The 20,779-nt window shown below is 70.9% G+C and carries 26 protein-coding genes; 14 read left to right on the top strand and 12 right to left on the bottom strand.

Features of this window, described 5'->3' with window-relative positions; translation table 11 throughout:
- Positions 1 to 52 precede the first annotated feature (52 nt).
- Positions 53 to 484 carry an SgcJ/EcaC family oxidoreductase gene (locus BLT23_RS30590; RefSeq protein WP_090055251.1) on the bottom strand — a complete coding sequence of 144 codons (432 nt, stop codon included), beginning with the start codon at positions 482 to 484 and terminating at the stop codon, positions 53 to 55.
- Positions 485 to 575: 91 nt separating this feature from the next.
- On the opposite strand from BLT23_RS30590, the gene BLT23_RS30585 reads away from it, so the two are divergent.
- On the top strand, positions 576 to 989 hold the full coding sequence (locus BLT23_RS30585) for a MarR family winged helix-turn-helix transcriptional regulator (protein ID WP_090055249.1): 414 nt from the start codon (positions 576 to 578) through the stop codon (positions 987 to 989).
- Between the two features lie 44 nt (positions 990 to 1,033).
- A complete protein-coding gene (locus BLT23_RS30580; RefSeq protein ID WP_090055248.1) occupies positions 1,034 to 1,654 on the top strand; it encodes a DUF2537 domain-containing protein in 621 nt (206 codons plus the stop codon).
- 16 nt (positions 1,655 to 1,670) lie between these two features.
- On the opposite strand, the gene BLT23_RS30575 is transcribed toward BLT23_RS30580, so the two are convergent.
- Positions 1,671 to 2,462, bottom strand: coding sequence for a TrmH family RNA methyltransferase (locus tag BLT23_RS30575; RefSeq protein ID WP_090055246.1), 792 nt, complete (start codon positions 2,460 to 2,462; stop codon positions 1,671 to 1,673).
- A 208-nt stretch (positions 2,463 to 2,670) separates the two neighbouring features.
- Between BLT23_RS30575 and BLT23_RS30570 the strand changes: the two genes are divergently transcribed.
- Complete coding sequence (locus BLT23_RS30570; protein ID WP_090055243.1) at positions 2,671 to 4,167, top strand: glutamate-cysteine ligase family protein; 1,497 nt, start codon at positions 2,671 to 2,673, stop codon at positions 4,165 to 4,167.
- Between the two features lie 49 nt (positions 4,168 to 4,216).
- On the opposite strand, the gene BLT23_RS30565 is transcribed toward BLT23_RS30570, so the two are convergent.
- Positions 4,217 to 4,627: a hypothetical protein gene (locus BLT23_RS30565; RefSeq protein WP_090055241.1), complete on the bottom strand. Its 411-nt coding sequence runs from the start codon at positions 4,625 to 4,627 to the stop codon at positions 4,217 to 4,219.
- Between the two features lie 174 nt (positions 4,628 to 4,801).
- Positions 4,802 to 5,566 (bottom strand): ABC transporter permease, encoded by a 765-nt coding sequence (locus BLT23_RS30560; RefSeq protein WP_090055238.1) that lies wholly within the window; start codon positions 5,564 to 5,566, stop codon positions 4,802 to 4,804.
- Positions 5,567 to 5,627: 61 nt separating this feature from the next.
- Between BLT23_RS30560 and BLT23_RS30555 the strand changes: the two genes are divergently transcribed.
- Positions 5,628 to 6,092 (top strand): hypothetical protein, encoded by a 465-nt coding sequence (locus tag BLT23_RS30555; protein WP_143036094.1) that lies wholly within the window; start codon positions 5,628 to 5,630, stop codon positions 6,090 to 6,092.
- Positions 6,089 to 6,448 carry a hypothetical protein gene (locus BLT23_RS41860; protein WP_245744346.1) on the top strand — a complete coding sequence of 120 codons (360 nt, stop codon included), beginning with the start codon at positions 6,089 to 6,091 and terminating at the stop codon, positions 6,446 to 6,448. The genes BLT23_RS30555 and BLT23_RS41860 overlap by 4 nt, the downstream gene beginning before the upstream one ends.
- On the opposite strand, the gene BLT23_RS30545 is transcribed toward BLT23_RS41860, so the two are convergent.
- Positions 6,445 to 6,708, bottom strand: coding sequence for a DUF2530 domain-containing protein (locus BLT23_RS30545; RefSeq protein ID WP_176946981.1), 264 nt, complete (start codon positions 6,706 to 6,708; stop codon positions 6,445 to 6,447). The genes BLT23_RS41860 and BLT23_RS30545 overlap by 4 nt on opposite strands.
- A 16-nt stretch (positions 6,709 to 6,724) precedes the next feature.
- On the opposite strand from BLT23_RS30545, the gene BLT23_RS30540 reads away from it, so the two are divergent.
- The 3 genes from BLT23_RS30540 to BLT23_RS30530 are packed head-to-tail and all read left to right on the top strand — an operon-like array spanning position 6,725 to position 9,940.
- Complete coding sequence (locus BLT23_RS30540) at positions 6,725 to 8,158, top strand: NCS2 family permease (protein WP_090055233.1); 1,434 nt, start codon at positions 6,725 to 6,727, stop codon at positions 8,156 to 8,158.
- 38 nt (positions 8,159 to 8,196) lie between these two features.
- Positions 8,197 to 8,622 (top strand): MarR family winged helix-turn-helix transcriptional regulator, encoded by a 426-nt coding sequence (locus tag BLT23_RS30535; RefSeq protein WP_090055231.1) that lies wholly within the window; start codon positions 8,197 to 8,199, stop codon positions 8,620 to 8,622.
- Positions 8,623 to 8,680: 58 nt separating this feature from the next.
- Entirely contained in the window at positions 8,681 to 9,940 is a 1,260-nt protein-coding gene (locus BLT23_RS30530; protein ID WP_090055228.1) for an MFS transporter, read from the top strand.
- Here BLT23_RS30530 and BLT23_RS30525 read toward each other — a convergent pair.
- Entirely contained in the window at positions 9,906 to 12,683 is a 2,778-nt protein-coding gene (locus BLT23_RS30525; RefSeq protein WP_090055225.1) for a sacsin N-terminal ATP-binding-like domain-containing protein, read from the bottom strand. The two genes, BLT23_RS30530 and BLT23_RS30525, sit on opposite strands and share 35 nt — an antisense overlap.
- Entirely contained in the window at positions 12,680 to 13,408 is a 729-nt protein-coding gene (locus BLT23_RS30520) for a DUF3027 domain-containing protein (RefSeq protein ID WP_245744344.1), read from the bottom strand. Before BLT23_RS30520 ends, BLT23_RS30525 begins: the two co-directional genes overlap by 4 nt.
- A 58-nt stretch (positions 13,409 to 13,466) precedes the next feature.
- Here BLT23_RS30520 and BLT23_RS30515 point away from each other — a divergent pair, with 58 nt between their 5' ends.
- Genes BLT23_RS30515 through BLT23_RS30505 form a run of 3 tightly spaced genes read left to right on the top strand, consistent with a single transcriptional unit; the run spans position 13,467 to position 16,204 of the window.
- A complete protein-coding gene (locus tag BLT23_RS30515) occupies positions 13,467 to 14,219 on the top strand; it encodes a glutaminyl-peptide cyclotransferase (RefSeq protein WP_090055223.1) in 753 nt (250 codons plus the stop codon).
- A 4-nt stretch (positions 14,220 to 14,223) separates the two neighbouring features.
- On the top strand, positions 14,224 to 15,738 hold the full coding sequence (locus BLT23_RS30510) for an MFS transporter (RefSeq protein ID WP_245744342.1): 1,515 nt from the start codon (positions 14,224 to 14,226) through the stop codon (positions 15,736 to 15,738).
- 10 nt (positions 15,739 to 15,748) lie between these two features.
- Complete coding sequence (locus BLT23_RS30505; protein ID WP_090055217.1) at positions 15,749 to 16,204, top strand: DUF2771 family protein; 456 nt, start codon at positions 15,749 to 15,751, stop codon at positions 16,202 to 16,204.
- Positions 16,205 to 16,351: 147 nt separating this feature from the next.
- On the opposite strand, the gene BLT23_RS30500 is transcribed toward BLT23_RS30505, so the two are convergent.
- Together BLT23_RS30500 and BLT23_RS30495 are read right to left on the bottom strand one after the other, a co-directional pair.
- On the bottom strand, positions 16,352 to 16,954 hold the full coding sequence (locus tag BLT23_RS30500) for an HD domain-containing protein (RefSeq protein WP_090055214.1): 603 nt from the start codon (positions 16,952 to 16,954) through the stop codon (positions 16,352 to 16,354).
- A gap of 13 nt (positions 16,955 to 16,967) precedes the next feature.
- Positions 16,968 to 17,357: a cold-shock protein gene (locus BLT23_RS30495; RefSeq protein WP_090055465.1), complete on the bottom strand. Its 390-nt coding sequence runs from the start codon at positions 17,355 to 17,357 to the stop codon at positions 16,968 to 16,970.
- A gap of 135 nt (positions 17,358 to 17,492) precedes the next feature.
- Between BLT23_RS30495 and BLT23_RS30490 the strand changes: the two genes are divergently transcribed.
- Positions 17,493 to 17,696: a hypothetical protein gene (locus BLT23_RS30490; RefSeq protein ID WP_090055212.1), complete on the top strand. Its 204-nt coding sequence runs from the start codon at positions 17,493 to 17,495 to the stop codon at positions 17,694 to 17,696.
- Here BLT23_RS30490 and BLT23_RS30485 read toward each other — a convergent pair.
- Positions 17,668 to 18,285 (bottom strand): HAD family hydrolase, encoded by a 618-nt coding sequence (locus BLT23_RS30485; RefSeq protein ID WP_090055209.1) that lies wholly within the window; start codon positions 18,283 to 18,285, stop codon positions 17,668 to 17,670. The genes BLT23_RS30490 and BLT23_RS30485 overlap by 29 nt on opposite strands.
- A 52-nt stretch (positions 18,286 to 18,337) precedes the next feature.
- On the opposite strand from BLT23_RS30485, the gene BLT23_RS30480 reads away from it, so the two are divergent.
- Positions 18,338 to 18,895: a TetR/AcrR family transcriptional regulator gene (locus tag BLT23_RS30480; RefSeq protein ID WP_090055206.1), complete on the top strand. Its 558-nt coding sequence runs from the start codon at positions 18,338 to 18,340 to the stop codon at positions 18,893 to 18,895.
- Here BLT23_RS30480 and BLT23_RS30475 read toward each other — a convergent pair.
- Complete coding sequence (locus tag BLT23_RS30475; RefSeq protein WP_090055205.1) at positions 18,877 to 19,830, bottom strand: Gfo/Idh/MocA family protein; 954 nt, start codon at positions 19,828 to 19,830, stop codon at positions 18,877 to 18,879. The genes BLT23_RS30480 and BLT23_RS30475 overlap by 19 nt on opposite strands.
- 22 nt (positions 19,831 to 19,852) lie before the next feature.
- On the opposite strand from BLT23_RS30475, the gene BLT23_RS30470 reads away from it, so the two are divergent.
- Positions 19,853 to 20,227 (top strand): YccF domain-containing protein, encoded by a 375-nt coding sequence (locus BLT23_RS30470; protein ID WP_090055202.1) that lies wholly within the window; start codon positions 19,853 to 19,855, stop codon positions 20,225 to 20,227.
- 53 nt (positions 20,228 to 20,280) lie between these two features.
- Here BLT23_RS30470 and BLT23_RS30465 read toward each other — a convergent pair whose 3' ends face one another.
- Entirely contained in the window at positions 20,281 to 20,673 is a 393-nt protein-coding gene (locus BLT23_RS30465) for a VOC family protein (RefSeq protein WP_090055200.1), read from the bottom strand.
- Between the last annotated feature and the right edge of the window lie 106 nt (positions 20,674 to 20,779).

Raw genomic sequence — 20,779 nt, 5'->3', positions numbered from 1 at the left:
TGAGGTCGCGTTCGCGCCAATGGGGATCTGGCGCGAACGCGACCTCACGGCTTCACGCCGCTGCGGGCCGGGTCTCCGGCTGGAACCGGAACGAGAGCCGCTCCAGCAGCGGGCGGCGCTTGGTGTTCTGGAACGCCGCGATCTTCCACGCGCCGTTCCGCCGGACGAACGTGAACGTCTGCACCTTCGACGCCTTGCCCGGCTTCTTCCCGACGTCGCCGCGGGACGTCAGCACGGCCGTGTCGTCGCCGTAGAACCGCACGTCGGTGGTTCCGCCGGTGAGGAGCTTCGTGCCCTTGAGGTAGGTGTCGAACAGGACCTGGTGCGACCGGCCGATGTCACCGCCCCCGCGGTACACCGTGCCCACCCAGGACACGTAGCTGGCGTCGTCGGTGAAGCACTCCCCGTACGCGGCGCCGTCTCCCCGCTCCCACGCGTCGGCCAGCCGCGCGAACAACGCGCGGACGCCTGCCTCGTCGCTCATGGTTCCCCCTTGCTAGATTCTCTTCGTCGACGAAGTCTCTTCTCCAAGGAAGTCTCTTCGTTAAGGAAGAGATTAGGAACGGGGTGCGTGGATGTCAACCGACCCGAGCGAGGTCTACCGGCGCTACGTCGGCGCGATGGTGTTGCACGGCCTGCACGCCGCGCGGTCGTGCGGCCTGGGCGGCACGGACCTGTACGCGTTGAACCTGCTCGACCTCGACGGCCCGATGACCCCCGGCGAGCTGTCCGCGCGGACGGGACTGACCACGGGCCCCACGACCCGGCTGATCGACCGGCTGGAGGCCGCGGGCTTCGTGCGCCGCACGCCGTCGCCGGGCGACCGGCGCAAGGTGATCGTCGAACCGGTCGGAGGGCCCACCCGGCTGGCGGAGGCGCTCGCACCGGCCAGGGAGAAGCTCGGCGATCTCTTCGCCGGGTACGACGAGGCCGAACGGCGCACGCTGTTCGACTACTTCGAACGAGCGACGGACGCGTTGCGGCCCTGAGGCGATAGGTTCTCCGGCGAGGTCCGGGAAACCAGGGAGGGTTCGTGGAGTTGCGAGTCCGGGACGGCCGCGCCGTGCTCGCCGGGGAGGACGAGTCCGGTGAGCGCGAGGTCGACCCGCACAGCCTGCCGCTCGGCGCCGATCTCGCCGAGGCGCTGCACGAGTGGGCCAAGGTCGCCGACGCCGTCGGGCGCGCCGACACGCCGGCCGACGGCGTGGCCGGGGCCCTGGTGGCGCGCAGGGGCAGGCAGCTCGCCGGCCGGATCGCGGCCGTCATGAACTCCCCCGTCGCCTACACCGACCCGGTCAGCGGGGAGCTGGTGAGCGTCGACGTGCCGGAGACCCCTGCCGACGAGCAGGAGGAGCCGGCCGACACCCCCGAGGAGCCGCCGGTCGCGGAGGAGCAGGAGCCGACGCCCTGGGGCACCGGGCTCACGGTCACCTTCATCACCGCGGCGATCGTGACGGTGACCGTCGTGTCGCTGTCGCTCGGACTCGGCGAGACCAGCCGGTGGCTGGCGCTCGTGGCCAACGTGCTGGTGGTGGGCGGGCTGGCGCCGTCGGTGTGGCTCGGGCGCAACGTGCCGGTGTGGCGGTGGGTCGCCTACGGCGTGGTCGCCGGTGTGCTCGTGGCGTGGCTGGCGCTGATCTTCACCCTGCTTTAGCCGCAACGGCTTCCGGTCACAGCAGGGCGTAGAACGCGACCGCGCCCGCGGTGGCGACGTTGAGCGAGTCCACGCCGGACGACATGGGGATGCGCACGGCGAGGTCCGCCGCGTCGATCGCCTCCTCGGTCAGCCCCGGCCCCTCCGACCCCAGCAGCACCGCCACGCGCCGTCCGCGCAAGCTGGCGTCGGCAAGATGCAGCGCGGACGGGCGGGGCGTCAGTGCGGCAACTGTGAACCCCTTGTGCCGCAACATGTTCAGCGCCGCGGGCCACTGATCCGTGCTAGCGAACGGCACGCGCAGCACGTGCCCCATCGACACCCGCACGCTGCGCCGGTACAGCGGGTCGCTGCAACCGGGGCCCAGGACGACGCCGTCCACGCCCAGCGCGGCGGCGTTGCGGAAGATCGAGCCGAGGTTCTCGTGGTCGCCCACGCCCTCCAGCACGGCCAGGCGCGTGGACCGGTCCGCGAGCTCGTCGAACGACACCGCCGGGGCGCGGTCCGCGGCGGCCAGTACACCGCGGTTCAAGTGGAACCCCACGACCGAGGCCATAACCTCCGCTGACGTCACGTAAGCGGGAACGTCCAGGTCGGAAAGGTCCAGCGCCTCGATCCTCCGCCGCACCCCGAGCAGCCCGCGCACCGGGTACGGCGACGCCAGCAGCCGTTCCACGACCACCACTCCCTCGGCGATCACGAGACCGCGTCCACCGGGCCGGTCCGGCCTGCGGTCGGCCGTCGAGAGGTCGCGGAAGTCGTCCAGCCTCGGGTCACCGGGGTCGTCGATCTCGATCACTTTCGCCACGACGGAAGTTTCGCACCCGGTCCGTCGTGGAACAGGCCAGGTAGTCCGGAGGGCGCAACCGCACGCGCCCGACCAGCGGATGATCGCTGGTTGTTATCACGGTGTGACAGAGAGCACCGATTTGGGCGATGTCCCGGAGGTTTCGCCTGTGTCACGTTTGGCGTTCCGCCTGCCCGCGCCCACCGGCGCCGAGCGAAGGGGTAGCGGCATGGGAAGTGAAGTGTCCAGCCGCACGTTCACCAGAGACGATCGCCAGCGTCATCGGCAGAAGATGCAGCGGAGTCTCGACGCACTGGCCACCATGCTGGCCGAAGACACCTTCTCCTTTCCCCGTCGGCAGATGGGGCTCGAGATCGAGCTGAACCTCGTCGACGACGCGATGCGCCCGGCGATGGCGAACTCCGAGGTGCTGGAGAAGATCGACGACCCCTCGTACACCCTCGAGCTGGGCCGGCAGAACCTGGAGATCAACGTCCCGCCGCGCGAGCTGGCGGGCGGCGAGATGCTTGGCCTGGAAGAGGAACTGCGGGCGTCGCTCGACAACGCCGACACCAAGGCGCACGACGCGGGGGCCAAGCTCGCCATGATCGGCGTGCTGCCCACGCTGCGGGAGAGGCACTTCGACCGGTCCTGGCTCTCCGAGAGCCCGCGGTACGCGTTGCTCAACGACACGATCTTCGCCGCGCGCGGCGAGGAGATGGTGCTGCGCATGGAAGGCCCGGCGATGCCGGGCAAGGGGCCGGAGAAGATCCTGAGCTACGCGGAGTCGATCCTGCCGGAGGCCGCGTGCACGTCGGTGCAGCTGCACCTGCAGGTCGAGCCGACGGACTTCGCCGCGCACTGGAACGCCGCGCAGTGCCTGGCGGGCGTGCAGGTCGCCATCGCCGCGAACTCCGCCTTCCTGCTGGGCAAGGCGCTCTGGCACGAGACGCGCATCCCGTTGTTCGAGCAGGCGACCGACACCCGGCCGGACGAGCTGAAGAACCAGGGCGTCCGCCCGCGGGTGTGGTTCGGTGAACGCTGGATCACGTCGATCTTCGACCTGTTCGAGGAGAACGTGCGCTACTTCCCCAGCCTGCTGCCCGAAACCGACGACGAGGACCCGTTGGAGGCGCTGGAAGCCGGTGGGGCGCCTCGTCTTTCGGAGCTGCGGCTGCACAACGGCACGATCTGGCGCTGGAACCGCCCGGTCTACGACGTCGTCGACGGGGTGCCGCACCTGCGCGTCGAGAACCGCGTCCTGCCCGCGGGCCCCACGGTGCTCGACACGATGGCGAACGCGGCGTTCTTCTACGGCGCCCAGCGCGCGCTCACCACCCAAGAACGTCCACTGTGGACGCAGATGTCGTTCCAGGCGGCGGAGGAGAACCTCTACGCCGGGGCACGGCACGGCATGAACGCCCAGCTGTACTGGCCGGGCATCGGCTGGATCCCGCCGGACGAGCTGGTGCTGCGCCGCCTGCTGCCGATGGCGCACGACGGCCTGCGCGACTGCGGCGTCTCCGACGAGGCCCGCGAGCGCTACCTCGGTGTGATCGAGCAGCGCTGCCTGGCCCGGCGCACCGGGTCGTCGTGGCAGCGGGAAACCGTTGCCCTGCTGGAGGACCGCGGCCTGTCCCGCGACGCGGCGCTCTCCGGGATGCTCAAGCGGTACCTGGAGCTGATGCACGCGGGCGAACCGGTGCACGCCTGGCACGTGGGCTGACCTCCGGGGAGCGGGCCGGCGTCGACGGCGCCGGCCACGCACCCGGTCCTCAGCGGCGGCGGCCCGACTTCAGCGGCGCCACGTCCGCACCGTCGTGGGAGATCCGGCACTCCTCCGGCGTCACGGCCTCGACGGCGAGCGTCAGCTCCCCCTTCACCCCCGTGTAGATCGACTCACCGCGCGAGGCCAGCGAGGCGTGCACGCGGTTCGAGTCGGTGAAGTCGCGCTCGTCCTTCACGCGCTTCTTGCCGGTCTCCTCGGGACGGGTGGCGCTGCGGAGGTTGACCTCCAGCCACGCCGCCACCTCGGCGGGCGAGGTGAGCACTTCCTCCGGGGTGCGCTCGAGCCGGACCTGCCGAGGAGAGGCGTGGTCGAGCGACGTGTGCTCCACATAGGCGTGCCAGTGGGTGTTGCGCAGTGACCAGGTCTGTTCGACCGGCCAGTCCTCCTCGGTGGTCATGTCTCCTATCTTCCACCCTTCCCGTGAGGAAACGTGAGGAGGTCGACAACGGTGACCTTGCGATCCACCCGCACGGCCGACCAGCCGGAACACGACGAGGCCCCCGCTCTGCCCAGAGCGGGGGCCTCGTCCGTTCCCGAACTGACTGCCGCTCCCACCACGAAGCGACGAGACTTAGGTTAGCCTAACTTCCTCTTCGGCGGAAGCCCTTCTCACCAGACCCCGCGCGATCAGCTCGACCACCGTGCTGACGGCCGCCGCCTCGACGGCCAGCAACGCCAGCAGCACCACGATCTGCAGCGCCCCCGCCTGCCACACCGGCGCGCCGCCGAGCAACATCCCGACGAACGCACCGGGAAGCGTCACCAGCCCGACCGTCCTCGTCTGGTCGAGCGGCGGCACCAACGCCTCCGCCGCGGGATGGCGGACGAGCAACCGCACCGCCGTCGCCTCCATGAACCCCAGCGCCAGCGCCGCCTCGTACTCCCCGTGCCGATCCCGCAGCGCGTCAAGCGCCCGCCGCGCCGACAACGTGGTCGCCGTCATCGCCCCACCGATCAGGATGCCGCCGACCGGGATCAACGCGATCCCCTCGACCGGCAGCAGCCCGATGAGGATCAGCAACCCGAGCGCCGGCACCGTGCCGACCAGGATGGGAAGGGCGACCCACACCCCCCGCTTCCCGGTCTTGGTGCGCCGCGCCGACGTCACCGTGGCCACGACCGCCATCAGCACCAGGAAGATCCCGGTCAGGCCGAGGTGGCTGAGCACGACGGTGATCACCGCGGAGACGGCGGCCAGCTGCACCGCCGCACGCACGGCCGCCTTGAGGAACGGCTTGGGCGTGGTGAGGCCGGTGAACCACGCGATCGCGCAGGCGGCGGCGGTGAACACCAGGCAGACGATCAGCAGCCGCACCCAGTCGGTGGCCAGGACCATGCCTGTGATCACACCCGACCGAGCGATTGTCCACAATTCAGAATAAGTTCATAATTCAGGGGTGAGCATCAGAAACGAAGTGCAGTGGAGCGAGCTGGCTCGCGATCCCAAGAGCGTCGCGGCCATCGCCGACCAGCACGAGGTGCGCGTCAAGCGCCGCGACGGGGCCGATCTGATGCTGGTCAGAGCCGATCACCACGCCTATCGGCACAGCGGGGCGGTGACCGCGGCCCGCGCCATGCGCGCGTTGTTCCGGCACGCGGGACCCGACGCCGTGGCGGACGCGTTGCTGGACGAGTTCCCGTGGATCTCCGTGCTGCCGAAGTCCGACCGCGCCGAGTTCGTGCAGGAGTTCGTGCAGGCCATCCAGATCTCGGCCGAGCTCGGCCAGTGGTCGCTGCTCGCGCAGACGGTGCACGAGTGGGCCAACACCGCGATCGTCCACGCCGACCCCGAGCTGCACCGCGCGTTGAGCGAACCGACCGAGGGGGACTTCGGTCCTGTGCCGAACCCGATGGAGATGTGACGTTGCCGGCAAAACGCAACGACCGGATGGCGCCACCTCCACCCCCTGGGGGCTATTCGGTCCGCTTCGCCACGAACGACGCGGCAAAGGGATGGGAAGAACTCTGCCGCACCGCACCTTCGAACGCGTGGGAAGCATGGGTGGTGCTGAGTGAGCACCCGACCGCTATCGACAACCCGAATCGGCAGCATCTGCTCAAAGGAGCGCTGCGGCATCACGTGCACAACGGCGTTGTCTTCGATCAATGGCAGTACGAGGTCACTTCCAGCGGCCGCATCTGGTACGTCGCCGACGAGAAGGCCAAAACCGTCTGGGTCACCCGCGCCGGCACAGGTCATCCGAAGCTGACCGACTAGACGTCGTCGAGCCCCTGCTGGGCGGTGCGTGACCCTCGCCTCGCGGCTCGCCGTTGCCAGTAGAACACTCCGTACCCGATGATCCCGAGCAGACCGCCGCACAGGGTCGTCCAGAGCAGGGTGGCGTTGGCGCGGTCGAAGATCAACACGGCCAGGAAACCGAGGAACCACAACGCGGTCCCGCCCAGCACCACGGGCACGGGATCCGCCAGCCGGTGCGGCAACGGCGGCGGATGGGGGGCGGGGTCGCGTTCGGACACATCGTAAGGAGACCAGATGCTGGACGGGTTCTTCAAGATTTCCGAGCGCGGGTCGACCGTGGCTCGCGAGGTGCGCGGCGGGGTCGTGACGTTCTTCACGATGGCCTACATCGTCGTGCTGAACCCGTTGATCATCGGCAGCTTCGCGCCCACGGGGCCGGGGTCGCACCCGGACGTGCTCGGCAACATCCTGCCGGTCGGGCAGGTCGCCGCCGTCACGGCGCTGGTCGCCGGGGTCATGACGATCCTGTTCGGACTGATCGCGAACTACCCGTTCGCGCTGGCCACGGGGCTGGGGATCAACTCGTTCGTGGCGGTGTCGGTCGCGGCGAAGGTCACCTGGCCGGAGGCGATGGGGCTCATCCTGGTCAACGGGCTGGTGGTGTTGCTGCTGGTCGTGACGGGGGTGCGGACCGCGGTGTTCAACGCGGTGCCGAACGAGCTGAAAGCGGCCATCGCGGTCGGCATCGGCCTCTTCATCACGTTCATCGGACTGGTCGACGCCGGGTTCGTGCGGCGGCTGCCGGACGAGGCGAACACGACGGTGCCGGTCGGGCTGGGTATCAACGGGTCGATCGCGAGCTGGCCGACGCTGGTGTTCGTGGTCGGGCTCGTGGTCACGGGTGTGCTGTTCGCGCGCAAGGTGAAGGGCGCGATCCTCATCGGCATCGTCGCCACGGCGGTCTTCGCGATCGTGCTGGAGGCGATCGTCAAGGCCGGGCCGTCGGCGGGCGTGAACGCCAAGGGCTGGAACCTCGGCTACCCCGCGCTGCCCGACCAGGTCTTCGGCGTACCGGACCTGTCGCTGCTCGGTGAGGTGTCGTTCGGCGCGTGGACGCGGCTGCCCGCGCTCGCGGCGGCGTTGATCGTCTTCACGCTGGTCCTGACGGACTTCTTCGACACCGTCGGCACGATGACCGGGCTCGGCAAGGAAGCGGACCTGATCGACGAGGACGGGCAGCTGCCGAACGTCAGCAAGGCGCTCTTCGTCGACGGACTGGGCGCCGTGGCCGGTGGTGCCGCGTCCAGCTCGTCCAACACGGTCTTCATCGAGTCGGCGTCCGGCATCGCGGAGGGTGCGCGCACGGGTCTGGCGAACGTCGTCACGGGTGTGCTGTTCCTGCTGGCGATGTTCTTCACGCCGCTCTACGAGGTCGTGCCGATCGAGGCGGCGGCTCCGGCGCTGGTGATCGTCGGCGCGTTGATGATGATGCAGATCCGCGAGATCGACTTCGGCGACTTCACGATCGCGCTGCCCGCGTTCCTCACGATCGTGGTCATGCCGTTCACCTACTCGATCGCCAACGGCATCGGCGCGGGCTTCGTCAGCTACGTGCTGCTCAAGGCGCTCACCGGACGGGCCCGCGGAATTCACCCGCTCATGTGGATCGTGGCGGGCGCTTTCGTCGTCTACTTCGCGTTGGGTCCGATCCAGAGCCTGCTGGGCTGACGCGCGGCGGCCGCAATTTCGTGAGGTATGCTAACTACGTGGCGACCGATCAGCACGGACTGGCGAGCAGGCTCCGGCTTGCCGTCGTTCGTCTCAACCGTCGTCTGCGGGCGCAGCGCACCAACTCGGCTGTGTCGCTCACGCAGGTGTCCGCGCTGTCCACACTGCACAAGTGCGGACCGCTCACGCCCGGCGAGCTGGCGTCGAAGGAAGGCGTGCAGCCTCCGTCGATGACGCGGGTGATAGCCGCGCTGGAGGAGTTCGGGTTCGCCACGCGCCGCCCGCACCCCACCGACGGCCGTCAAGCCATCGTCGAGCTGACCGACGAAGGCTCTTCGTACCTGCGGGACGAGATCACGGCCCGCGAGGCGTGGCTGGACAAGAGGCTCGCCGAGCTGACCCCCGAGGACCGGGAGCTGCTCTCGCGCGCCGCGGAGATCATCGACAGGATGGCGGGGCAGTAACGACGTGTCGGGTTACGCGGGTGGTGGAGCGGACACTTCGCCACCTCGGCGTACCGGGATGTTCGGATCGCTTCGCATCTACAACTACCGGCTCTACGCCTCCGGCCAGATCATCTCGCTGGTCGGTGTCTGGATGCAGCGGGTGGCCCAGGACTGGCTGGTCCTGGACCTGTCGAACGGCTCCCCGACCGCACTCGGCTTCGCCGCGGCACTCCAGTTCCTGCCCGTCCTGCTGCTGTCCATGTGGGGTGGCGTCCTCGCCGACCGCATGGACAAGCGCAAGCTGCTGCTCTGGCTGGAGTCCGCGCTGGGCGTCTGCGCCCTCGCGCTGGGCCTGCTGGACGTGCTCGGTGTCGTCGAGCTGTGGCACGTCTACCTGCTGTGCCTGCTGCTCGGCGCCTTCTCGGCCGTCGAGACGCCGGTGCGGCAGTCGTTCGTCGTCGAGATGGTCGGCCGCGACCAGCTGACCAACGCCGTCGCGATCAACTCGATGATGTTCAACTCGGCCCGCATCGTCGGCCCCGCCATCGCGGGCGTGACGATCGTGGCCATCGGCACCGGCTGGGTGTTCCTGGCCAACGCCATCAGCTTCGTCGGCGTGGTCGGCGGCATCTGGCTGATGCGCACGTCGCAGCTGCTGCGCTCCGAACCCGTGCCGCGCGAGAAGGGCCAGCTGCTCTCGGCGCTGCGCTACGTGAAGAACCGCCCGGACCTGATGACGGTCATGGTGCTGGTCTTCTTCATCTCGACGCTCGGCATGAACTTCTACATGACGCTCGCGATCATGGCCCGCAACGTCTTCGGCGGTGACGCCGACGCCTACGGCCTGCTGTCGACGCTGATCGCCGTCGGCACGCTCGCCGGCGCCGCGGTGGCGGCGAAGCGGAAGACGCCGAAGCTGAGCGTGTTCATCGGCTCCGGCCTGGTCTTCGGCGTGCTGGAGGTGGTCTCCGGCGTCATGCCGACGATGCTGCTCACCGGTCTGATGATGATCCCGGTCGGCGTCGCGATGATGACCTTCACGACGACCGCCAACGCCACCGTCCAGCTGGCCGTCGAACCCGAGATGCGCGGCCGGGTGATGGGCATCTACATGCTCGTGTTCCTGGGCGGCAACCCGGTCGGCGGACCGGTGATGGGCTGGCTCGGCGAGATCAACGGACGCGCGCCGATCGTCGTCGGCGGCGCCCTGTCGGTGGTCGTCACCCTCACCGCGTGGGTCGTCCTGACCCGGCGCGGCGACATCGCGAGGCCGCGCCTGCGCAGGCGGCGCGCGGCCGAGGTCAGCCCAGCAGAGTTGCAGCCGTCGGATCGGTGATCAGGGCGGCGAACGTGTGCCGGTCCTCCCACCGCTGCGTCACCCACGCCAGCGCCCGCGCCAGGCCCTCCGGCGTGTCCGCGGCGTGCGGCACCCCGTCGGCCATCCACCACTCGACCCGCTGACCGTCCACGAGCAGCTGCTCGTGCACCACGACGACTCCGTCGGGCAGCGCGACCTCCAGCAGCTCGCACGCCATCCGCACGGCCGCCAGGTCCTGCCACCGCACGACCTCGCCGACGTGGTCGGGCGCCCCGTCGAACTCCTCCGAGGCGAGCGCCAGGTCCAGCAGGTCCGCCAGCTCCTCCGAGCCGTCTGCGAGCAGCACGCGGGCGGCGGGCACGACACCGAGCAGCCACGGGTGGTCCAGCACCACGACGTCGTCTGCGTCGACGACCTCGCCGGACAGCACGCGGACCTTCTCCGGCGGCGCGAAGTCGCCCTCGGGCAGCGCGGCGTGGGCGCGCAGCACCACGGCGTCCGCGATCACCCGGTCCGGGTCGCCGAGCCGGTCGAGGACGAACTCGGCGTCGTCGTCGTCCAGGACCTCCAGCCGCGACCGGACCCCGGCGGCGCGCAGCACGTGCTCCGGCAGCCCCAGGTCCTCCGGGGCGGCGTCGAACAGCCCGTCCAGCAGCGTGGCCTCGGGCAGCCGGTACTCGCGCGGCGCCTTGCCCGCCAGCACGGCGTGCCGGGCGATCCACCAGCCCGTGTAGCCGTCCGGCTCGGTCACGGCGCGCCACGTCACCGGGTCGGACGCCAGCAGCCGCAGCGCGGCGGGCCAGTCGGCCACCAGGTCGAGGTCGCGGACGGCGACCACGCGGCGTGGCTCCTCCGGCACCGACGACCACCAGGCCGCCTCGTCCGGTAGGTCGTGCTCCGGCCCGGCCGGCTCGTCGTCGACCACGAGCGAGAACCCGTCGACCACGCCGACGGCCACGAGTGCCGTGCGCGGGTAGCTCTCGGCGACCTCCTTGGCCAGCACCGGGAACGCCTCGGCCTCGACCACGCCGACCAGCGGCGAGTCGGGCATCAGCAGCTCGTCGGCGCGGTGCCACTCGCCGGAGCCGTCCGGCAGCGCGAGCGCCCCGAGCCACGGCTCCTCACCCGGCCGCAGCCCGGCGCGGTCGACCAGCCGCAGCACCGTCTCGACCAGCTCCTCGCCGTCGAGACCGGCCTCCGCGTCCTCCAGCGAGCGCGCCACGTCCTCGCGCAGCTGCGGGTCGGCCAGCAGCTCGGTGGCACCGGCCTCGACCGCGCCCAGCCGCACCAGCAGCGGGTGCACGGCGTCCGGGTGCACGACGCGCAGGCCCGGCAGCGGCTCGTCGGCGATCAGGGTCGTGCGCGGCCCGGTGACGGTCCTGCCGTCGGCCAGCGGCACGGGCAGCGACCGCAACGCCTCGCGGACGTCCGGGTCGACCTCGGCGAGCGGCTCGAAGGCCGCGTAGACCTCGCGCCACCACCCGGGATCGCCGGAGACCTCGGCCAGCGCGGCGACGACCTCGGCCGTCGACACGCGCGGAACCTCCAGCGCCGCCAGCGCCTTCGCGTGCACGGGCGCGGACAGCTCGGCGTCCAGCAGGCCCGGCAGCGCGTCCTCGACCAGGTCGACGAGCTCCTCGGAGCCGACGTCCAGCACGCGTGCGCGGGCCGGTGCGATCCACTCGCCGGAGGCCAGCGGCAGCCACTCGGCGGCCCGCAGCTCCGCGATCACGGCGGTGCGCAGCCGGTCGTCCACCTCGGACAGCGGGAAGCCGGGCAGCGGGACCAGCCCGGTGCGTTCGACGGCCGGGACCCTGGCCACCAGAGCCGGGTACAGCGCCGCGGCGGCGTCCAGCACCGACCACGCGGCGGCGCCCGGCAGGATGCGGCGGCGGGACGGCTCGACCGGCACGGTCGCGATCAGGCGGGCGGGCAGCGACAGGCGTTCGTCGGTCGGGGTGGGCGCGTGCAGCACGTCCTCGCCCAGCGGCTCGTCGAGCGGGTACGCCCACGTGACGGTCCACTGGGGACGGTGCTCGACGCCCTGCACCAGCTCGGCGGGCAGCTCACCGGTCGCGCGTTCGACCAGCCAGCGCGAGGCCCCGACGGTCACGACGCCGTCCGCGGTGACGAAGCGCTCCCACGCCTGGTCGCCGATCTCGATCCGCCGCAGCCCCGGCAGGGCCAGCAGCAGGTCGGGAGCCTCCTCGGCCAGGTCGTCCAGCGAGACGTCGACCTTCAGCGGCAACCGGACCTCGGTCGTGAAGCCCTCGGGCACCGTCTCGTCGCACGGCCACACCAGCCGCAGCACCGGCACGTCGCCGCCGCGTTCGGACGCCAGCTCCGGCACCTCGGCGCGGGTGCGTTCGGCGGAGAACTCCACGCCGCCCGACACCGACACGACGCGCGGTGCGTCCGTCACGGCCAAGACGGCCGCGAAGCCGACGCCAAACTGGCCTACCCCGGACTCCTTGGCCGACGCGCGCAGCGACGCGAGAGCGGCGACACCGGCCTCCGTCAGCGGAGCGCCCGTGTTCGCGGCCCGCAGCTCGCCGCCGGCGAGGCTGATCCGCAGCACGCCCGGCTCGGCACCGGCCGCGTCCGCGGCGTTCTGGGCGAGCTCGACGAGCAGGCGGTCGCGGTAGCCGCCGAGGCGCAGGTCCTCCTCGGCGTTCGCGTCCTCGCGGAACCGGGTGGGCGAACCGCGCCAGGCTGCGAGGACCGAGGTGCGCAGGGCCTCGGTGCCGAACGGGTCGGTCACTCCGAGACGTCCAGCTGCGCGTCGTCGTAGACCAGGTCGGCGACCGGCACCATCGGGCCCGTCTCGACCTCGACCTGCGAGTGCGCGCCGCAGCCGTACTCGACGTGCACGACGTGGCCGTCCGCGGGCGAGATCTCGTTCGCGCACACTCCGAACGAGGCGCCGAACGCACCGGCGACGCGGGTGTAGAAGCCGCACGTGCCGCAGTGCGCGGGGGCGCTGCGGGCCATGTCGGAGCGCGGGCCGAAGTCGGAGCCCGCCCAGCGTTCGGCGGCCTCCAGGCGGCCCTCGCGGGAGAGGACGCGGGTGCGGCCGAGGCCGATCTCCAGCGCCACCTCCTCGATCGCGGGGTCGTCGGACTGCACGTACGCCTCGACCAGGCGCGGGTCGTCGGGACGGGGTGGCAGCAGGTCGCCCACTCCGAGGTCGCCGGCGCGGACGCGTTCGCTCCACGGCACCCACTCGGGCGCGACGAGCGCGTCCTGACCGGGCAGCAGCACGACCTCGCTGACCGACACCGGGGAGTCGTCGCCCGCGGAGGCGACGGTCACCGCCCAGTTCCAGCCGCGGTAGCCCGCGTGCTCGGCCTCGAACAGGTGCGTGACGGAGTGCTCGTCCTCACCGTGCACCCCGACGTGAGCGCCGACGCGGTCCACACCCGCCTCCTCCTGCGCTGCTGCGCGGGCGAGGTCAACGGCGTCGAGGAGCATCTCTGTCGCGGTCACACCATGAATTGTGCCGCAGGTCTTCGCCGGGACGAAAACTCGTGCCACCCTCGGTCGGGTGCGCTCCCCCGTCTGGCTGGTCCTCGTCGCGGTGCTGGCCGCCTGTTCGCCCCAGCAGGAACAGAAACCGCAGGTAGAAGTCCTGGAGAAGATTCCGCACGACACAAGTGCGTTCACCCAGGGGTTGGAACTCGTGGACGGCGTGCTCTACGAGGGCACCGGTCTGGAGGGCCAGTCGACGATGCGCGCGCTCGACCCGTCGACCGGCGAGGTGAAGCGGAAGGTCGATCTCCCGCCGGACTTCTTCGGCGAGGGCATCACGGTCACCGGCGACACCATCTGGCAGATCACCTGGCGCAACGGCGTCGCGATCGAACGGGACCGCGCGACGTTCTCCGAGGTGCGCCGCGTGCGCTACGAGGGCGAAGGCTGGGGCATCTGCGACGACGGCAGGCGGCTCGTCATGAGCGACGGCACCGCGAAACTCACCTTCCGCGACCCGAAGACGTTCGCCGAGACCGGGAACGTGCAGGTCACGCGGGGCGGGCAGCCGCTGACCGAGCTGAACGAGCTGGAGTGCGTCGGCGGCAAGGTCTGGGCGAACGTGTGGAAGACCGACGAGATCGTCCGCATCGACCCGGCCACCGGCCAGGTGACGAACACCTACGACCTGTCGTCGCTCAAACCGAGCGGTGACGTGGACGTCCTCAACGGCATCGCGCACGTGCCCGGAACCGACGAGTTCCTGGTCACAGGCAAGAACTGGCCCACCATCTTCCGAGTGAGGTTCAACGGGATGGGGCAGGATTGACGGTGTGACGGGCGACCGCGGGCGGAGTGACGAGCCGACTCCGAAGCGCTACCCGTGGCAGGACGACGAGTACCGGCCGCGGCAGCGTCCCGGCACGCCGTCCGGGCACGGCTTCCAGGCCCCGCCCCGGCAGCCGCAGCAGACCCGGCCGCTGCCCAACGCCGACCAGCAGACCACCCCGACGCCCAAGCCTCCGCGCAAGCTCACCGTCACCCGCGTCGCGTGGTTCCGCGGCAAGCAGCTCTCGCAGCAGGCGGTCGCGGCGTTCCGGCGCGCGGCCCGTGCCGACGGCGCCGGCAAGTCCGGCATGACGTCGGTCACCTACGCGGTGATGATGAACTACGCCGCGGACGCCGCGATGGCCGTGGCGCTCGCGAACACGTTGTTCTTCAGCGCGGCGAGTGCGGAGTCCAAGACGAAGGTCGCGCTCTACCTGCTGATCACGGTCGCGCCGTTCGCACTGGTCGCGCCGGTGATCGGGCCGCTGCTGGACCGCATCCAGCGCGGCAGGCGGCTCGCGCTGGCCGCGTCGTGCGTCCTGCGGGTCGTGCTGTCGGTCGTGATGGCGCTGAACTTCGACAACTGGCTGCTCTACCCGGCCGCGCTGGGCAGCATGGTGCTGTCCAAGTCGTTCACCGTGCTCAAGTCGGCGATCACCCCGCGGGTGCTGCCGCCGGAGATCACGCTGTCCAAGACGAACGCCCGCATGACCGTGTTCGGGCTCGCGGCGGGCGGCGTGTTCGGCGCGGTCGCGGCGGGTTTCGCGAACCTGTTCGGCTCGCCGGGCGCGCTGTGGTTCACCGCGGCGCTCTGCGTGGTGAACGCCTACCTGTGCATGAAGATCCCGTCCTGGGTCGAGGTGACCGAGGGCGAGGTCCCCGCGTCGCTGCGGACCAGGCCCGCCAAGCAGCCCATGTCCCGGCACATCGTGGTCGCGTTGTGGGGCACCGGTTCCATCCGGATGCTGACGGGCTTCCTCACGCTGTTCGCGGCTTTCGTGGTGCGCGCGCAGACCGAGGGCGACGCCGTGCGGCAGCTGGTGCTGCTGGGCGTGATCGCGGGCGCGGCCGGAGCGGGCAGCTTCCTCGGCAACGCGATCGGCGCCCGGCTGCACTTCGGCAAGCCGGACGAGGTGGTCCTCGCGTGCGTCGGCGCGGCGCTGGCCGCGACGGTCGTGGCCGCCGTGCTGCCCGGCCTCGTCACCGCGGCGGTCGTCGGCCTGCTCGGCGCCACCGCGTCGTCGCTGGCCAAGATCAGCCTGGACGCGGTGATCCAGGACGACCTGCCGGAGGAGTCGCGCGCGTCGGCGTTCGGCCGCTCCGAGACGATCCTGCAGCTCGCCTGGGTCTTCGGCGGCGCGCTCGGCGTGCTGCTGCCCGCGACGTTCTGGGTCGGCTTCCTGGTGCTCTCGGTGCTGCTCGCGCTCGGCCTCGCGCAGACCTGGCTCTACCGCAACGGCACGTCGCTGCACCTGCTCGTCGGCAGGCTCGTGCGCAAGCCGGCTCCCGCCACCCCGTAGGCTTCCTGACGTGCGTCGACTCGTCTCCTTGCTGGCCGCTGGCGTTCTCGTGCTGACCGGGTGCTCGCTGCCCAGCCACCTGCCCGAGGTCACGTTCCACGCGAACGGCAAGACGATCAGGGTCGAACCGGCGGTCTACTGCGACATCGGCGGCGACAACTGCGCCGAGCGCGGCCAGGCCGGGAAGCTGCGGGTCCCGCCGGGCAAGGTCGTGCAGATCTCGGTGGACGGGCAGCTCGCCGACGGCATCTGGGAGGCCGTGTTCCTCTACCGGGACGCGGCGGGCACCCAGCAGACGACCGGCACCGGCCTGCTGGGCAAGGGCGAGGACTTCACCTACACCCTCGCCCTGCCGGACAAGGGCGACCAGCTGCTGGGCATCGAGATCCACGAGGCGGCCGCGGCGGTCCTGGAGACCGGCCAGCCGCTGCTGCGCGGCTACTGGGCCGTCGAGATCACAGCCTGACCCACTCTCGCCAACCCCCCACGCCCACCCAGCCCGGCACCGTTTTCCGCCACGCGGGGGCCCCGCGTACTACGAGACAGTACGAAGAGACCCCGCGTGCGGTGGGGAGGGTGGGCGGCGGGTCCGGTGGGGAGGGTGGGCGGCGGGTCAGGTGGTGGGGTGGGTGGTGGGGTGGCCGAAGGCTTCCCACCACTGGCTGGGTGCGATTCGCAGGGCGCTGTCGAGCAGCAGCTTGCCGGTGTCGGTGACGACCGCGTCCCGCATGGTCTCGATGAAGCGGTCCATCTTCGCGACGCCCGCGGCCTGGTACTCCCTGGCCTGCAGCACCAGCTCCAGCTTGTCCGCGTCACGCGAGCAGCGCGCCTCGGGCGTGTGGTCGAGGTCCTTCGCCGCCTCGTGCTCGGCGACGACGGCCGTGATGTGCGCGGCGAGCGGCGCGGGCAGGTGCCGGACCTGCTCCGCCGCAACGGCTTCCGGCGTCATCCGCACGTCGAGGTAGCGCTTGCCGACGTACGGGATGTCACCGGTCCGCGCCTCCGGCACGTCGTGGAAGAGGCCCAGGGTCGCCGCGCGGTCGGGGTTCGCGCCCTCCTGCACGGCGATCGCGAACGCCAGCACGCCCACCCGGAACGAGTGGGCGGCCACCGTCTCGGGGTGCTGCACCCCGGCGAAGAGCCACCCCGCTCTGGGCAGGCGTTTGAGCTGGCCGGCCTCGTAGCCGAACTCGACGATCCGATCCGCGTCAGACATGACGCCGATCCTTTTACGGATCGAGGTCCCGCGCCACCGCCCGGACGACCTCGGCGATGAGCTTCATGTTCTTCTTGTCGGACGGGTACCGGCCGCGCCGCAGGTCCGGCTGGACCTTGTTCTCCAGCAGCTTGATCATGTCCTCGATCAGGCCGTGCAGCTCCTCGGCCGGGCGGCGGCGCGCCTCCGCGACTGACGGCGCGGGGTCGACCAGGCGCACGGACAGCGCCTGGGGCCCTCGGCGGCCCTCCGCCATGCCGAACTCGATGCGCTGGCCGGCCTTCAAGCCGGTGACGCCCGGAGGCAGAGCGGACTTGCGGACGTAAACGTCCTCGCCACCGTCCTGGGTGACGAACCCGAAGCCCTTCTCCGTGTCGTACCACTTGACCTTGCCGGTCGGCACCGCGCTCACCATTCCCTTGCTTTTGCACAACGAACGCGCCCGGGGGCGTACCCAGGACGCGTCCCACCAGAGTAGCCAGAAGACCGAGCGGAGGGCACCTCCGTTAGCGCGACGGGCCCGCACTACCCTGGGCCCATGACCGCTCCGAAGCTGTTGCCGCTGGCCGTGGGCCTGTTCGCCGTGGGCGTCCTGGCGATCGTCGTGGTCTTCGTCCTCTTCGCCACCGGCCACAGCGACCTGCCGGTGTGGCTGAACGTCGCCGCCACCTACCTGCCGGCCGCCGGGCTGGGCCTCGGGATCATCGCGGTGGTCAGGCGGTCACGCCGGAAGAGCTCCTGAGCCACTCCGGGAACTCGCGCAGGTCCTCCAGCACGACCGCGGCGCCCGCCTCCAGCAGCTCCGCACGCGAGCACGGCCCGGTGACCACGCCGACGCCCAGCGCCCCCGCGGCCTCCGCTCCGCGCATGTCACCGACGTGGTCGCCCACGTAGACCCCGGCGCCGTGCAGCTTGAGCGACTCGGCCTTGCCCGTGGACCACAGCTCGCCGTAGAGGTGGTCGACCTCCCAGCCCATCGCCTCCAGGTGCAGCGCGGCGTTCTTGCGGTACTTGCCGGTCACGACGATGGTCTGCCCGCCCAGCTCCCGCACGGTCCGCAGCGCCAGCGCGGCGCCGGGCAGCGCGACGGTCGCGGGGATCACCACGTCCGGGTACAGCGCGCGGAAGAGCGTGACGAGGTCCGGGATCTCCTCCTCCGGCACGCCCATGTCGCGGTAGACCATGTCGAGGGGCGGTCCGAGGTTCGCCGCGAAGTGCTCGCCGTCGAGCGCGTGGCCGGTGCGGGCACCGACCTCGTTCAGCACGGCGGCCATGCCCGGTCTCGGGTCGATGAGGGTCATGTCCAGGTCGAAACCCACGGTGAACTGCACAGAACCCGACTCTACGTCTTTACAAAAGCCGTAATTGTGTAAAGGTGGCTGAGTGAGCGACATCACCGAGGCCCTGCTCGACACGGCTGCCGACCTCCTGGCCGCACACGGGTTCCACGGCCTGCGGATGATCGAGGTCGCCGGTCGCGCCGGGGTGAGCAGGCAGACCGTCTACAACGAGTTCGGCAACAAGGAAGGGCTCGTCCAGGCCGTCGCCGCCCGCAAGACCGAGGAGTACCTGAGCGGGGTCGCGACCCGGCTCAGGCAGGACCCCGACCCGTGGCGGGCGATGCGGTCGGCGTTCCGCTTCACCTTCGAGCGCACCGAGCGGGACAGGCTCGTCTCGGCCGTGCTGACCGGCCAGGACGCCGAGGACCTGTTGCCGTTCCTCACGATCCGCGGCCACCCCGTGCTGTTCCACGCGACCGAGGTCGTCGAGCGGCACCTCAGCGAGCACTTCCCCGGCAGGCGCGTGCGGTTCGCGGCGGAGACGACGGTGCGGCTCGCCCTGAGCCACCTGCTCATGCCGAGCAGCGACCTCGACAGCGCGATGGACGCCGTCGTGGGCGTCGCGAAGGCCACCCTGGAGGCTTACCCGGCCGCCTCGTAGGAGACGCCGAGCTGCCGCAGGACCTCCTCCATCGTCCGCATGATCGCGACCGTCGCCGCCCAGGGCATGTCCGGGTGTTCGAGCGCGCCCCCGCCTGCCAGCTCCTCGACCGCGCGGATCTGGTGCTGGTAGCCCAGGTCCTCCGTCGTGTGCTCGACGCCGTTGATGACGACCCTGGTCGGGTTGTACTGCGCCTCGGGGAACTCGATGGCGCCCTCGGTACCGACGATCACGGCCGCGCTGCCGAGCCCCGCGAGCAGCGAGCTGCTCAGCAAAGCGTGCGCGCCGTTCTCGTACCCCAGCAGGACTCCCGCTTCGGCGTCCACTTCGGACGGCGCCAGCCTGCCGTGCGCGGCGATGCGCGAGGGGGTGCCGAGGACCTGGTGCGCGAGAGCGATCGGGTAGACGCCGACGTCGAGCACCGAGCCGCCACCGGCCTCCTTGGCCCACAACCGGTCCGCGGCGTCGAAGGGGTGCCGGAAACCGAAGTGGGCGCGCACGGTCCGCACCTCACCGATCTCGCCCGCGCGCACGGCCTCCTGGGCCTTGCGGACCAACGGGTTGAACCGCGTCCACATGGCCTCCATCAGGAAGCGCTCCCGCTGCGCGGCCCGCGCCACCATCTCCTCGGCCTGCGCGACCGAGAGACCGATGGGCTTCTCGCACAGCACGTGCTTGCCGGCGTCGAGCGCCGCGAGCGTGACCTCGTGGTGCTGGGCGTGCGGCGTGGCCACGTAGACGACCTCGACGTCCCGGTCTGCCAGCAGCTCGCGGTAGTCGCCGTACGCGCGCTCGATGCCGAACTTGCCGGCGAACTCCCGCGCCCTCGTCACGTCGCGCGAGGACACGGCGAGCACCTCGACGCCGGGAACCTTCAGCATGTCGGCGGTGACGGTCCGCGCGATGCCGCCTGTAGCGATCACACCCCACTTCATGCGATCAGCTTAGATTGGAGGCATGCGCCTCATCCTGAACGTGATCTGGTTGGTGCTCGCCGGTTTCTGGATGGCCGTCGGCTACGCGATCGCCGGTCTCATCTGCTACGTCCTGATCATCACGATCCCGTGGGGCATCGCGTCGTTCCGCATCGCGAACTACGCGCTGTGGCCGTTCGGCCGCGAGGTCGTCGACAAGCCCGGCGCGGGCACGGGGTCCCTGCTGGGCAACGTGATCTGGATCATCGTCGCCGGTCTGTGGCTCGCCATCGGGCACATCGTCACCGGCATCGCGCTGTGCGTCACGATCATCGGCATCCCGATGGGCATCGCGAACTTCAAGCTCGTGAAGGTCTCGCTCGTGCCGCTGGGCAAGGAGATCGTCGAGTCCCGGTGAGGGTCTCCCGCCCCCCGGCAGAGGGACGGGAGACCACTCGGGGGCACGGACCGTCAGGCGTCGTCGCCGGACAGCTCGTGCAGGCAGAGGATGTTGCCCTCGGTGTCGGTGAACCACGCCGCCCGCTCGTCACCGAGGACGGCGATGTGGCGCTCGGTCTTGAAGTCCGGCAGGTCGTAGTCGGCGAACCGCACGCCCCTGCCCTCCAGCTCGCTGATCTCCCCTTCGAGGTCGGGCACCTCGAAGCTGAGGACCGTGTGCGGGGTCTGCGCGCCCTTCCCCGCGGGCCGCAGCCCCAGCGCGTCGCCCTGGCCCAGGGCGAAGAACCGCGTTCCGTCCGGGCCCGTGCGCAACGACTCGAGGCCGAGCACGTCGGAGTAGAAACGACCGGCGCGCTCGACGTCCTCGACGGGCAGCATCGTCGTGGTCCTGGTGGCGGTGAGCATGGCGCCTCCTTCGCGGGAACGCCCACGATCCTGCGCCGCTCACAGCCCCGTTCACCAGGGTCTTTACGCCTCATCACCCCGTAGTCCCGCGACCACGGTCCGTCCA

It is taken from the genome of Lentzea fradiae (genome assembly GCF_900100955.1).
Lineage (GTDB): Bacteria > Actinomycetota > Actinomycetes > Mycobacteriales > Pseudonocardiaceae > Lentzea > Lentzea fradiae.
This window is presented reverse-complemented; position numbering and strand designations above follow the sequence as displayed.

Bases quoted from the DNA above. Each gene is read 5' to 3' on its own strand.
- BLT23_RS30590 (WP_090055251.1), bottom strand. From the start codon at position 484: ATGAGCGACGAGGCAGGCGTCCGCGCGTTGTTCGCGCGGCTGGCCGAC.
- BLT23_RS30585 (WP_090055249.1), top strand. From the start codon at position 576: ATGTCAACCGACCCGAGCGAGGTCTACCGGCGCTACGTCGGCGCGATG.
- BLT23_RS30570 (WP_090055243.1), top strand. From the start codon at position 2,671: ATGGGAAGTGAAGTGTCCAGCCGCACGTTCACCAGAGACGATCGCCAG.
- BLT23_RS30565 (WP_090055241.1), bottom strand. From the start codon at position 4,627: ATGACCACCGAGGAGGACTGGCCGGTCGAACAGACCTGGTCACTGCGC.
- BLT23_RS30560 (WP_090055238.1), bottom strand. From the start codon at position 5,566: ATGGTCCTGGCCACCGACTGGGTGCGGCTGCTGATCGTCTGCCTGGTG.
- BLT23_RS30540 (WP_090055233.1), top strand. From the start codon at position 6,725: ATGCTGGACGGGTTCTTCAAGATTTCCGAGCGCGGGTCGACCGTGGCT.
- BLT23_RS30530 (WP_090055228.1), top strand. From the start codon at position 8,681: ATGTTCGGATCGCTTCGCATCTACAACTACCGGCTCTACGCCTCCGGC.
- BLT23_RS30500 (WP_090055214.1), bottom strand. From the start codon at position 16,954: ATGTCTGACGCGGATCGGATCGTCGAGTTCGGCTACGAGGCCGGCCAG.
- BLT23_RS30490 (WP_090055212.1), top strand. From the start codon at position 17,493: ATGACCGCTCCGAAGCTGTTGCCGCTGGCCGTGGGCCTGTTCGCCGTG.
- BLT23_RS30475 (WP_090055205.1), bottom strand. From the start codon at position 19,830: ATGAAGTGGGGTGTGATCGCTACAGGCGGCATCGCGCGGACCGTCACC.
- BLT23_RS30470 (WP_090055202.1), top strand. From the start codon at position 19,853: ATGCGCCTCATCCTGAACGTGATCTGGTTGGTGCTCGCCGGTTTCTGG.
- BLT23_RS30465 (WP_090055200.1), bottom strand. From the start codon at position 20,673: ATGCTCACCGCCACCAGGACCACGACGATGCTGCCCGTCGAGGACGTC.